The 11,903-nt window shown below is 60.9% G+C and carries 10 protein-coding genes; 6 read left to right on the top strand and 4 right to left on the bottom strand.

Features of this window, described 5'->3' with window-relative positions:
* Positions 1-7 precede the first annotated feature (7 nt).
* The 3 genes from ACA060_RS17935 to ACA060_RS17925 all read right to left on the bottom strand — a co-directional run bounded on the left by ACA060_RS17935 (position 8) and on the right by ACA060_RS17925 (position 4,159).
* Positions 8-469, bottom strand: a complete 462-nt coding sequence (locus ACA060_RS17935) for a curlin (protein ID WP_497312188.1) — start codon at positions 467-469, stop codon at positions 8-10.
* A gap of 61 nt (positions 470-530) precedes the next feature.
* Entirely contained in the window at positions 531-2,777 is a 2,247-nt protein-coding gene (locus tag ACA060_RS17930) for an Ig-like domain-containing protein (RefSeq protein ID WP_497312186.1), read from the bottom strand.
* Positions 2,778-2,812: 35 nt separating this feature from the next.
* Positions 2,813-4,159, bottom strand: coding sequence for a hypothetical protein (locus ACA060_RS17925; RefSeq protein ID WP_497312184.1), 1,347 nt, complete (start codon positions 4,157-4,159; stop codon positions 2,813-2,815).
* A gap of 291 nt (positions 4,160-4,450) precedes the next feature.
* Between ACA060_RS17925 and ACA060_RS17920 the strand changes: the two genes are divergently transcribed.
* The 5 genes from ACA060_RS17920 (at position 4,451) to ACA060_RS17900 (ending at position 10,527) form a co-directional block, all read left to right on the top strand.
* Complete coding sequence (locus tag ACA060_RS17920) at positions 4,451-5,899, top strand: ATP-binding protein (RefSeq protein WP_497312182.1); 1,449 nt, start codon at positions 4,451-4,453, stop codon at positions 5,897-5,899.
* Between the two features lie 254 nt (positions 5,900-6,153).
* Positions 6,154-6,507 (top strand): hypothetical protein, encoded by a 354-nt coding sequence (locus ACA060_RS17915; RefSeq protein WP_371922092.1) that lies wholly within the window; start codon positions 6,154-6,156, stop codon positions 6,505-6,507.
* The gene (locus tag ACA060_RS17910) at positions 6,504-7,535 is read left to right on the top strand and encodes an SCO family protein (protein ID WP_109632917.1); all 1,032 of its coding nucleotides are present in this window, start codon (positions 6,504-6,506) and stop codon (positions 7,533-7,535) included. Before ACA060_RS17915 ends, ACA060_RS17910 begins: the two co-directional genes overlap by 4 nt.
* Positions 7,536-7,637: 102 nt before the next feature.
* Positions 7,638-9,131, top strand: a complete 1,494-nt coding sequence (locus tag ACA060_RS17905; protein ID WP_497312180.1) for a sensor histidine kinase — start codon at positions 7,638-7,640, stop codon at positions 9,129-9,131.
* On the top strand, positions 9,100-10,527 hold the full coding sequence (locus tag ACA060_RS17900) for a sigma-54-dependent transcriptional regulator (RefSeq protein WP_497312178.1): 1,428 nt from the start codon (positions 9,100-9,102) through the stop codon (positions 10,525-10,527). The genes ACA060_RS17905 and ACA060_RS17900 overlap by 32 nt, the downstream gene beginning before the upstream one ends.
* A gap of 3 nt (positions 10,528-10,530) precedes the next feature.
* Here ACA060_RS17900 and ACA060_RS17895 read toward each other — a convergent pair whose 3' ends face one another.
* Positions 10,531-10,917: a hypothetical protein gene (locus ACA060_RS17895; protein ID WP_497312176.1), complete on the bottom strand. Its 387-nt coding sequence runs from the start codon at positions 10,915-10,917 to the stop codon at positions 10,531-10,533.
* A gap of 179 nt (positions 10,918-11,096) precedes the next feature.
* Here ACA060_RS17895 and ACA060_RS17890 point away from each other — a divergent pair, with 179 nt between their 5' ends.
* Positions 11,097-11,903, top strand: a complete 807-nt coding sequence (locus ACA060_RS17890) for a class I SAM-dependent methyltransferase (protein ID WP_497312174.1) — start codon at positions 11,097-11,099, stop codon at positions 11,901-11,903.

Genomic DNA, 11,903 nt, shown 5'->3' with positions numbered 1-11,903 from the left:
CAGTGCTTTAGCGATACTGTTTGACCGAAACGCTCATGCCGTTTCCTGACTGGGTCACGGCGCTTGAAAGCCCCGTACCGGCCTGGTTGATGCTGGCGTCGTTGTTATTACCGTTCTGGGAAATCTGCGCGCGGTTATGGCTGCCGTTCTGTGTGATTGAGGCGGCGTTGCCGGAACCTTGCTGGGTGATCATTGCCATGAGGTCGCTGCCTTGTTGCAGGATGTACGCTTCCTGGTTACTGCCCGACTGGACGATGGTGCCGAGCAACGATTGGCCGTTCTGTTGAATCAGCGCCACGTTGGCCTGGCCGTTCTGGTCGATCAGCGCGTGCTGGCCCACCGGTGGAGGCAACTCGCCGAGGTCGGCGGAGGGTGCCAGGTCGTCGTTTTCCATCAAATCGTCGGCGCGCACGCCTGCGCTGCTGCAAAGCAGAAGCAGGCAGAGCAGGGCGGCGATCGGCGTTTTCATGGCGTTGTCCTGTGGGAAGAGGCTGGCCCCACCCGCCGACATCGGCGGGTGGGGCGAGGGCTCAGTTGGAGATAACCGTCACGGTACGCACGGTGCCTTGGGATGAGCGGATGGTCGCCGTCGGATTAGCGGACGGGATCACCGTGGTGCTGTTGTTCACCGTCAGCCTCCAGCGACCGGTCACCGGCACCGTGGTGCTGCCCAGCGTGACCAGCCCGGTCGGGGTGGTGACCTGCACGGTGATGGTGTTGCCGGTAATCACCGATGAGGTGCCCGCAAAGTCCCAGGTGAAGCGGTTATTGGAGCGGGCCGACACCGCTGCCGTGGTCACCGTGAAGGTTTCCGCAGCAGGCCGTGGCGAGACTTGCACCGTGACCGTCGCCGGAGTCGACAGGGCGCCGAAGCTGTCCCGGGCGATGTAGGTGAAGGTCGTGGTGAAGGCCGTAGTGACCGTGGCCGGTGGGGTGTAGGTGATGACGGTGCCGTTGGTGCTGACGCTGCCGCGATTGGTTGCCGGTTGGGTCAGGCTGGCGACGGCGAGCGGCACGTTGCCTTCCGGATCGGTGTCGTTGGCCAGCACGTTGATCGGTATCGCCACGCCCAGGGTCGCGATGCTGTCGGCGACGGCCACCGGAGACTGGTTAGGCGCCACGGTGATGGTCACGGTCGCCGGAGCGGTCGAGGCCAGGCCTTTGACGTCTTGAGCCTTGTAGGTGAAGGTCGTTGTCAGCGGTGCAGTGACCACGGCTGGTGGGGTGTAGACCACCGACGTCGTGCCGCTCAATGCCACGGTGCCTTGCCCGGCAGCCGGCTGGGTCAGCGCAGTGATGCTCAGCGGCGTGTCGCCGTCGGGGTCACTGTCGTTGGCCAGCAGGTTGAGGGTCAGCGGCACGCCGAAGCTGGTGCTGCCGGTGTCGGCGACCGAGAGCGGCGCCTGGTTCTCACCGCTTTCCGGAGCAGTCCCGACCACCACGACAGGCTCGGTATCGCTGCCGCCCGAGGCGGATTTGACCGTGACGGTAGCCGGTGGCTGAGTCAGGTCGGCAATGGTCAGTTGTTGCAGGGTGCCGGATTTCGACAGACGTCCGTAACCCTGCACGACCATGTCTGGCACCGCCACTTCGTCGGACGAGGAGGCCTCGATCAGCAGGCTGTTAGTGCTCCAGTTGTAGCGAGCGGTCTGGACTTTCACTACGTCGGTGACCTTGCTCGATACCGCCGTCGGCCGGGTAGTGCCAGCCGGGTTGGTGGCGGTGACCACCACCACCGAAGGCACGGTGGAGCCCGTCAGCCGCTGGCCGAAGAACTGGCCATTGTTGTCGCCGAGCATGTTGATCAGGCAGGGCGACTGCGGTGGTCCGACCACCAGGGCCACGGTTTCGCGGAAGCACAGGCTCGAGCCGTTGGTCGATTTGCCAAACACTTCTACCCGGGTACTGCTGGTGCCCGGGCCTGACGAAGTGCGGCGGTAAGTGGCGCGGCCGATTTCCACCGGGGTTTGCGCACGGTTGTCGAGGACTTTACCGGACACGGTAAAGAGGGTGGTCTGGATGGTCCCGGCAGGGCCCTGCACACGCAGGAAGTTGTTATTGAACGGACTTCCGGTGACCGCTTCGGTAAGGTTCGGATCGCCGACGAACGTCTCGATGGCACCGGTGTCCGGGTTCACTTCGGTGTAGGGGCCGTTGACGCTGCGCAGGAAGGGCCCGACGTCCCCGTTGAGGGCTCCCGAGAAATTGCCCGGTGCGCCAATGCCGATGTCGCGGGTGATGTTGATCGCCCGACGGCCCGGCGTGGTGACGTTGACCGTTTCCACCCCGTACGGGTGGGTGATGGTGTAGGTCCCGGCGACAGGCACGTTCACCCGCAGACGAATCCGCGCGAAGCTTGCCTGGTCGCCGTCGACAGGGTTTTCCGCAGCGAATGCCGCTTCAATCCCGGCCACGTAGGCATCCACGCCATAACCTCCGACATCATTGATGCTGGTCTCGGCGAGGAACCAGAACGTTTCCGGTGGCCAGTTATCCGGAAACACCATCGGCAGGGTGTCGTCGAAAACCCCGGGTTCCGGATTGAGGATGCACATGTAGGCAGGCGCGCCCGGTGCGCCAGGCGACCGCGAGCTGGTCGCCCGCGACTGGCACAGTTCCAGCGACAGCAGATTGTTGTCCTGATACCACATCGGGAATTTCCCGGTGGCGAAGGTGTAGGGGCCGGGGTCGACGGCGTTGAGCTGCGCGAAAGCGCTGCCGGACAGCGATAGAGTCAGTCCCAGGGCGTTGAGCGCCAGGCGTGGCAATTTGTTCATGATGCCTCCTGATGAGGATCTGGGCATGAGTGCGTTCATTGCACGATGACCACTTCTTCGGTGTCGCTGCCGCCATTGGATGACGTCACTCGAACCTTGGCCGGTGGAATCGGCGAGATGCCGGTCGCCAGGGATTTCACTGCGCCGTCGCCGCTGAGAGAGCCGATGGCAACACCCGTTCCGGAGGTGGCCGTGAGGACCGGCGGCGATGTCTCATCGCTGGTCGAAGCCACGATCGTGATCTGTCCGGTGCTCAGGCTGTACTGGGCCTGCGAGATCACCACCAGGTCAGTCAGCGCCATGGGTATCGTGGTCGGCGTGCTGGTGGGGATGGCCAAGTGGTTGTCGGCGGTCACCTGCAAGGTGCTCGGCAATGTCGGGTTGGTGGCGGACTGGGCGTACCAGTGGCCGGTTGTGTCGGCTTCGGTCAGGTTCAGCACCGGACTGTTGCTGTCCAGGGTCACGGTGGCCGGTGGCGGCGGGGCCATGACGAATACGTCCTGCTGCGCTACCGGAGCGCTTTCACCGGCCTTGCGCGAGTAAGTGCTGCGCTCGGCAATGATCGGGGTGGGGCGAACCACCGTCGACAACTTGCCGGAAATGGCCATGACCGTCGTGCGCAAGTCCAGACCGTTAGGCCCTTCGATGCGGATGTAGTTGGTATTGAAAGGGCTGCCGGTGAAGGCTTCTTCCAGGTTCGGATCGCCTACGAATTGCTCGGCCGACCCGGTGACCGGGTTGGTCTCGGTGTAGGGGCCATTGACGCTGCGCAGGAACGGGCCGATGTCACTCTTGAGGGCGCCGTCGTAGGTTTTCGGCGTGCCGATGCCGATGTCGCGGGTCATGTTGATGGCACGAGTTCCACCGGCGGGAACGTCAAAGATATCGACGCCGTAGGGGTGGGTGATGGTGTAGACGCCGGCGGTGGGCACATCCACCCGAATGCGGATGCGGCCAAAACTGACTTGGTCACCTTCTTTCGGTTCTTCAGCGGCGAAGGCGGCTTCCACGGCGCTGACATAGGTCAGGTCGATGCCCCGTGCGGCATCGACGATGGAGCCGTCGCCGGTGAACCAGAACGCCTCATCGGGAAAGTTGCTCGGGAAAACGATCGGCTGCGTGTCGTCGAAAACGCCGGGGGTCGCACCCAACAAGCACATGTACGAAGGAGCGCCGGGAGCACTCGGGACTCGCGAACTGAGCGCCTTGGACAGGCACAGGTCGAGGGTTCGACCATGGGAGTCCTGATACCAGGCGGCGAACGAGCCGTTGGCGGGCACATAGGGGCCGGGGTCTACGGCAAACAGCGCTGCCTGGGCAACACCTTGGGCGAGAGCGCTGACGACCAGAGCGGCCGCCGTTTTGGACAGTAAAGGGTGCATGAGTATTCCCTCTATCGAAGTACCTGCCCCGTAGGGATGGGTCAGTTGAGAGGGCTTCGGCAACTTCCATACCAATCTTTGAAAACGGCCGGGAGAGGCCCGCAGCGAGGGCGTGTAGCGCGCAAACGGTTTCGCGTCGCCGAGGGCGCGAGCGGGCGATTGTCCCCAGCATTGGGGGTAGGTGGGGGCAGTGGGGTGTGCGGGGAATCGGTGGGGGGGACAAAACCCGATGTCGGGCAAAGACCAGACAGTGGGCTATAACCCTATAGGGACTTTCGGGGAACAACGTCCATGACCAGTCAGACCACAGCCCTCCAGAAAGAAGAGGGCGATGTCCACTTGAGCTCGCGCAAACAGCCGTTCAATCTGCTGCGCTGGTTCTCGCTTATCAGCATGGCGGTGATCGGCACGGTGGCCGTGGCGCTGGGTGCGGTGTCGACGCGCTTCGTGATTACCGAAAGCGTGCAGCGCGATGCGTTGCTCACGTCCCAGTTCATTCAGGCGATTGCCTCGGCCGAGGTGCGCCATGTCTCGATCCCCAACGTGCGGACCATGGGCGAGCTGCTTGACCCGCGTAAAGACAAGGACTTTCCCGACGTAGACCCCATGGCCCGTGCCAGTGCCCGTGGGGAATTCCTCGACCATATCGAGCATTTGCCCGACGTGATCCTGGCCAACATTTATGCCCCGGACCGCATGGTGATCTGGTCCACCAACCCGGCGCTGATGGGCACCACGATCCATGCTGACGAAGACCTCGACCAGGCCTTCTCTTCCAAGACCCCGGTGTCGGCCAGTTATCACAGCGTCGACAAAAGCCGCATGGAGCAAAAGTTCGTCACGCCGCCGGACTACATCTTTATCGAGAACTACATTCCTTTGTTCGATGCCGACGGCAATACCGTGACGGCGATGGTCGAGATCTACAAGGAGCCCAGGGACCTGATCGACCGCATGGAGCGTGGCCTGGTGCTGATCTGGCTGGCCACGGCCCTGGGCGGCGGACTGATTTATCTGGGGCTGTACTGGATCGTGCGACGGGCAGCGAATTTGCTGGCGACCCAGCAAAAACAACTGATCACCAACGAAACGTTCGTGGCGCTCGGGGAGATGTCATCGGCTGTTGCCCACAGCCTGCGCAACCCGTTGGCGACCATCCGCTCCAGTGCCGAACTGGCCTTGGAGTTCGACACTGGCCCGGCCCACAAGAACATCAACGACATCATTGGTCAGGTGGACCGCATGTCGAAGTGGGTCAGGGAATTGTTGCAGTCGTTACGCCCGCTCAACGACGAAGCCGAGCCGGTGAACCTGGTGGCGGCCCTGCATGACAGCCTCATGGCTTTCGAGCATCAGATTGCCAAGGCCGGGGTGACGGTGGTGTTCGATCCACAGGAGACGCCGATGGTGCTGAGCCAACAGGTGCAGCTCACGCAGATCCTCAACAGTCTGCTGGCCAATGCCGTGGAAGCGATGGACCGGGGCGGCACGCTGACCATCACCCTGGAGCCGACCGATACCCGGGGGATTTGCGTGGTCGTGAACGACACCGGCAAAGGCATGAACGAAGAACAACGCCGGATGGTGTTCCGCCCATTCTTCACCACCAAGCAAGGCGGGCTGGGTGTCGGGCTGGTGTTGGTGAAGCGGATCATGGAGCGTTTTGGCGGCGCGGTGAGCCTGGGCAGTCGTGAAGGTGAGGGCACGAGTGTCCGTCTGTCGTTCAAGCGGATTCCCTGAAAATGGGTGCGAAGTTTCCCCGCTAGCGGGTGTCAGGACCCAATCGTTTTTACCAGTCATGGCAAATTTTTTTGATAAGCGGTTATTTTTTAACGCATTAATGATTTTGTATAAAGCTGTTGCAGGTATGGCGAGGTCCTTGCAGATCCATCACTACCCCCTTCAAATCTTCGAGGCGGCTGGTGATGGACATAATCGCGCGGCGTCCCTTCAAGTGGTTCGATCCCCCGACACCTTTGAGCGATCTCCTGACAATGACGCTCGGCCCCGCGACGCTACGTGCAAGCCTGATCGATGACGAGCGACAGCCAGAACCTTCCGTCCACATCCTGCCGCCTGCCGTGCAGACCCGTTTCAACTACCCCACCAATGGCAAGCCGAGCCCGCTGTTTGGCGCTCAACCGTTCCCCAGCCATGCCAACGCCTTTTTCTTCCACGGGCAGTATTACGACTATCGCTGGCCGATCCAGCTAGCCGGTTACGACAGCATCAACACCGACGCCCAGGATCCGCCAAGCCGGGATGGCATGAGCTACGTCAACTCCGCCGCGCTGCCAACCTTCCGCAACGGCGATGGCTTCGGCCCACAAGTGGCGGTGAAAAAATGAAGCGCAGCAGAGCCGACACACCCGTGCATACGCCGCGTTCCCGCGCCTTGGGCATGCACCTGATTCTGGTCGTGGTCACCTGTCTGTTGGCCCTTCAGGTGCTGCTCGCTCACGAAGGGAAGCTGTCGCCGACGGAATCGGCGACGCCCTGGGGCAGCGATTACTTCCCAAACACCCTGCTGACCGATCAGGACGGTCGGCAGGTGCGGTTCTTCGATGACTTGATCAAGGACAAGGTGGTGGTGATCAATTTCATATTTACTACGTGCAGCGACTCCTGCCCGCTGGAAACCGCGCGCCTGCGTCAGGTGCAAAAATTGCTCGGCGACCGGGTCGGCCAGGACGTCTTCTTTTACTCCATCAGCATCGACCCGCTCAGCGACACGCCCGAGGTGCTGAAGGCTTACGCACAACGCTTCAAGGTCGGGCCGGGCTGGAAGTTCCTGACCGGTGAATTCGAAGCGGTCACCGATCTGCGAAAAAAACTCGGCCTGTTCATCGAAGGCGTCGACAACGGACGCAACAAGGACCACAACCTGAGCCTGATCGTCGGCAACCAGAGCACCGGTCGCTGGATGAAAGCCTCGCCGTTCGAGAACCCGTGGATCCTCGCCGATCAGTTGGCCAACACCTTGCAGAACTGGAAGAAAGCCAGTGTTGGCGAAAGTTACGCCAATGCGCCCGAGATTCGCCCGCCAAGCACTGGCGAAGAACTGTTTCGCACTCGCTGCGCGTCGTGCCACAGCCTGGGGCCGCAGGACGGGCAGGGCATCGGCTTGCGCAGCATCGGCCCGGACCTGATTGGCGTGACTCGCCAGCGCGACCCGGCCTGGCTCAGCCGCTGGATTCGTGAACCGGACCGCATGCTCGCGGAAAAGGACCCGATCGCGATGGAGCTGTTTGAACGTTTTGACAAGATCCCGATGCCCAATCTGCGTCTGGATGAGAACGCTGCGCAGTCAATTATGGGGTTTTTGCAGGAAGAAACCGATCGCCAACAACCGCTGCAAGCGGCGCAGTCGCAATAGCGGCGAAATACTATCAGTGAAGCCGTCGACCACGATCAATGCGACCTACACTGATCCGAGACACGGCTGAAAAGGCTTGATGCACTTAGCCAGGACACTCCCATGCAGACGCTGGAACAACAAAAGATTCCTGCGCCGGACACGCCGGCAACAGGGGGACAAAGCCGGCGCGGACAGTTCAATCTGCTGCGCTGGTTTTCCTTGGGCAGTTTTCTCATCATCGCCGCCGTGGCGCTGGGGTTGGGTTATGTGTCCACGCGTTTTGTCGTCGATGAGAGCATCGAGCGCGATTCGATGCTGACGGCGCAGTTCATTCAGGCCATTGGTGATGCGGAAATTCGCCATGCCGGCATCACCCGCAAAAGAACCATGGGCGAGATGCTCGATCCGCGCGATGACAACGCCTATCCCGACGTAAATCCCGACTCCCGTGCCGCGGCCCGCATAGAGTTTCTCGATCATGTCGAGCACTTGCCGGACACGCTGTTGGCGGTGGTGTACGCACTGGATCGCACGGTGGTCTGGTCGACCAATCCACAGATGATCGGCATGCGCATCGACGGGGATGAAGAACTGGACGAATCTTTTGAAATGAAGGAACTGGTGTCCACCAGCTACCACGAGGTTGACGACGAGCGTCCTGAACAGATACTGCTGCGTGAGCCTGAGTATCTGTTCATCGAGAACTACATCCCGATGTTCAATGCCGACAAAAGCAAAGTCATCGCCATGGTCGAGATCTACAAGGAACCGACGGATCTGGTGGCGCGCATACAGCGCGGCTTCAGGGCAATCTGGCTGGCGACCTTCCTCGGCGGTCTGGTGATCTACCTCGGGCTGTTCTGGATCGTGCAGCGTGCGTCCAAGTTGCTGCAGAGCCAGCAGAAACAGCTGATCACTAACGAGACCTTTGTCGCTTTGGGGGAAATGTCCTCTGCGGTCGCCCACAGCTTGCGCAATCCGCTGGCGAACATTCGCTCCAGCGCCGAACTGGCCCAGGACATCGCCAGCCAGAATGCGCAGAAAAACATCGGCGACATCATCAACCAGGTCGATCGCATGTCGCGCTGGGTCCGGGAGTTGCTGGTGTCGTTGCGGCCGATGAATGACGACTTCGAAACCGTGGACCTGGTACTGGCCATCGATGACACGCTCAACGCTTTCGATGCGCTGATCAAACGTTCGAACGTGGAGGTGCGCTTCACGCCGCAGACCTGTCCACCGGTCGTCAGCCAACAAGTGCTGCTCACCCAGATTCTTAATAGCCTGTTTGCCAATGCCCTTGAGGCCATGCCCAAGGGCGGCTTGCTCAGTATCGATATTGAGCACCCCAGGTCCGGTCAGGTGCGGATGACCCTGAGCGATACCGGCAAAGGCATGACCCAGCAGCAGCAACAGATGGTCTTCAAGCCGTTTTTCACCACCAAACAGGGAGGGCTGGGCGTTGGCCTGGCCCTCGTCAAACGAATAATGGAGCGTTTTGAAGGCTCGGTCGAACTGACCAGCCAGGAGCAGGAAGGAACCCGCGTCTGTCTCAATTTCAAAGTGGCAACGGGAGGGGAATATGGAGCACAGCATACTGCTGGTCGAGGATGATGAACTCCTGGCCGAGAATATTCAGACCTACCTGGAGCGCAAAGACTTCGAGGTGACGGTCTGCCACTCGGCTGAAGAGGCGTTGGATAAACTGGGTACGTTCACCCCTGATGTGGTATTGACCGACAACTCGCTGCCGGGCATGAGCGGCCACGACTTGATCCAGAAGCTGCGCATCAGCGCGCCGGATCTGAAAGTGATCATGATGACCGGCTACGGCAATGTCGAAGATGCCGTGGTGGCGATGAAAGAGGGCGCTTTCCATTACGTCACCAAACCGGTGGCTTTGCCGGAGCTCAAGCTGTTGCTGGACAAGGCCCTGGCCACTGATCGAATGGAGCGCACGCTGTCGTTTTATCAGGAACGCGAGGCGCAGAAGTCAGGCGTACAGGCGTTGATTGGCGAATCGGCTCCGATGCAATACTTGAAAAACACCATCGCCCAGTTGCTCGACGCCGAGCGGCGCATGGCCAACACCGACCTGCCGCCGGTGCTGGTGGAAGGCGAGACCGGGACCGGCAAGGAACTGGTGGCCCGGGCCCTGCACTTCGACGGTCCGCGCGCCAAAGGCCCGTTCATTGAATTCAACTGCGCATCGATCCCGTCCAATCTGGTGGAGTCGGAACTGTTCGGCCACGAGAAGGGCGCCTTCACCGACGCCAAGGACCGTCGTGTCGGCCTGGTGGAAGCGGCTGATGGCGGCACGCTGTTTCTCGATGAAGTCGGGGAAATGGACCTGCTGCTGCAAGCCAAACTGCTGAAGCTGCTGGAAGACCGGACCATTCGCCGGGTCGGCTCGGTGAAGGAGCGCAAAGTCGATTTGCGGGTGATCAGCGCGACCAACTGCAACCTCGAACAAATGGTGCAACAGGGTAAGTTTCGTCGAGACCTGTTCTTTCGCTTGAGGATTATCTCAATCAAGGTTCCGCGCCTGTATGCCCGCGGCGCCGACATCCTGCTGCTGGCCCGGCACTTCCTGGCGATCCATGGCAAACGCTATGGCAAACCGAACCTGCATTTCAGCGATCAGGCTGAAGACTTGCTGCTCAGCTACAGCTGGCCGGGCAACGTGCGCGAACTGCGTAACATGCTCGAGCAAACCGTGCTATTGGCGCAGAGCGATACGATTGCCGTCCATCAACTCAACGTGTGCCTGAGCCTGGTGGACGATCCGATCGTGCTGCAAGAACCCCTGCACCACGAACCGCGACCGGCCTACAACGGCACCGAGTCGATGAACCTGCCGGAAGTCGAGCGCGACATGGTGCGCAAGATGCTCGACAAGACCGACTGGAACGTCACCAAATCCGCACGGTTGCTGGGCCTGAGCCGCGACATGCTGCGTTACCGGATCGAGAAACTTGGCCTCGCGCGCCCGGACAAACGTCAGTGGTGAGGCTTATTGCAACGTCGCCCCCTGGCGGATCAGGCATTCGAGCACGCAGGTGGGGTCGAGGACTTCCTGGTTGACGTAGACGCCACGTACCGGATCGTAGGAGCGGATGAATACCCGGACTGAGGCATCCGCGATGGTCGGTAATACAGAGTCGTGGAACTCATGCTGGCTGGCGATCGGGATGAAATCCTGAGGGGCTGTCGGGATGTATGACCCAGGCGGTACGGTGCTCAGGGAGGGCGGCACCGGGTGGGCGAAGGGCTGGTCGGCCCCGTAATAATTGAAATCACTGCTGTAGTCGGTGGTGGGCGTCAGGGAGTCGTCCGCATGGGCGCCGGTAATGGCGGTCAGACTGAGGGCGAATACCAGGGTCAGATCAGTTGTTTTCATGGCAGCACCTGCGAAATCGGTTTTCCCGCACTTCCCCAAGGCCATTAACTATAGCTGCCGTACGGGCACGCGTTCGTGATGCCCGGATTACAACATTCCAACAAACGCTCAATGGGGTTTTTCAGAACCCTGATCTAGACTCGTGCCGGTCAACAAAGCCCCGACGCCTGGAGTGTGCAATGGAAATGCCGACCAAAGAAAACGCCATCGCCAGCAACCGCGATGCCTGGAACGATTCCGCCCGACACCACAAAGATTCCCCCGATTGGCAGGCCCTCGTGAAAGCGGTCAGTCATCGCGATTTTTCCTGCATCGATGACACGCTCCGCGGTGTGCTGGAGCAGGTCGGCGTCGATGGCAAAGACGTGGTGCAACTGGGCTGCAACAACGGGCGGGAAAGTCTTTCGCTGTTTGCGCTGGGGGCTCGCAGCGTGGTGGGCGTCGATCAGTCCGGGGCGTTTCTCGATCAGGCGAGAGAACTGGCTGGCCTCTCACCGCACGAGCCCGAGTTCATCGAGGCCGACATTCATCATCTGCCGACTGAACTTCATGACCGCTTCGACGTGGCGCTGATCACCATCGGCGTCTTGAACTGGATGCCCGACATCGGCGAATTCTTCCGCCATGTCGCGCAGACCCTCAAGCCCGGCGGTGCGTTGGTGGTGTACGAAACCCATCCGTTCCTGGAAATGGTCGACCCCGAGGCCGCCGATCCCTATCGCCTGGACAGCTCGTACTTTCGCAGCGAGCCATTCGTGCAGGACCAGCCGATCGTCTACGAAGGCAAAGTCGACCAGCAAGCCGCGTCGTCCTACTGGTTCGTCCACACCCTGGGAGCCATCTTTACCGGCGCCATTCAGGCGGGGCTGCAGATCAGCCACTTCAAGGAATACCCACATTCCAACCGTGAGGAAGTCTATGACCGGTATGAAAAGCAGACGGCGCAGTTGCCGTTGTGTTTTACGTGGGTGGGGGTGAAGCGCTGA

The organism is Pseudomonas sp. LBUM1671, from assembly GCF_059695685.1.
The sequence above is the reverse complement of the archived record's forward strand: the minus strand, read 5'-3'. Positions and strand labels throughout refer to the sequence as shown.

Excerpts from the sequence above, each read along its gene's own strand:
- ACA060_RS17935 (WP_497312188.1), bottom strand. The coding sequence starts at position 469 with ATGAAAACGCCGATCGCCGCCCTGCTCTGCCTGCTTCTGCTTTGCAGC.
- ACA060_RS17930 (WP_497312186.1), bottom strand. The coding sequence starts at position 2,777 with ATGAACAAATTGCCACGCCTGGCGCTCAACGCCCTGGGACTGACTCTA.
- ACA060_RS17925 (WP_497312184.1), bottom strand. The coding sequence starts at position 4,159 with ATGCACCCTTTACTGTCCAAAACGGCGGCCGCTCTGGTCGTCAGCGCT.
- ACA060_RS17920 (WP_497312182.1), top strand. The coding sequence starts at position 4,451 with ATGACCAGTCAGACCACAGCCCTCCAGAAAGAAGAGGGCGATGTCCAC.
- ACA060_RS17915 (WP_371922092.1), top strand. The coding sequence starts at position 6,154 with ATGACGCTCGGCCCCGCGACGCTACGTGCAAGCCTGATCGATGACGAG.
- ACA060_RS17910 (WP_109632917.1), top strand. The coding sequence starts at position 6,504 with ATGAAGCGCAGCAGAGCCGACACACCCGTGCATACGCCGCGTTCCCGC.
- ACA060_RS17905 (WP_497312180.1), top strand. The coding sequence starts at position 7,638 with ATGCAGACGCTGGAACAACAAAAGATTCCTGCGCCGGACACGCCGGCA.
- ACA060_RS17900 (WP_497312178.1), top strand. The coding sequence starts at position 9,100 with ATGGAGCACAGCATACTGCTGGTCGAGGATGATGAACTCCTGGCCGAG.
- ACA060_RS17895 (WP_497312176.1), bottom strand. The coding sequence starts at position 10,917 with ATGAAAACAACTGATCTGACCCTGGTATTCGCCCTCAGTCTGACCGCC.
- ACA060_RS17890 (WP_497312174.1), top strand. The coding sequence starts at position 11,097 with ATGGAAATGCCGACCAAAGAAAACGCCATCGCCAGCAACCGCGATGCC.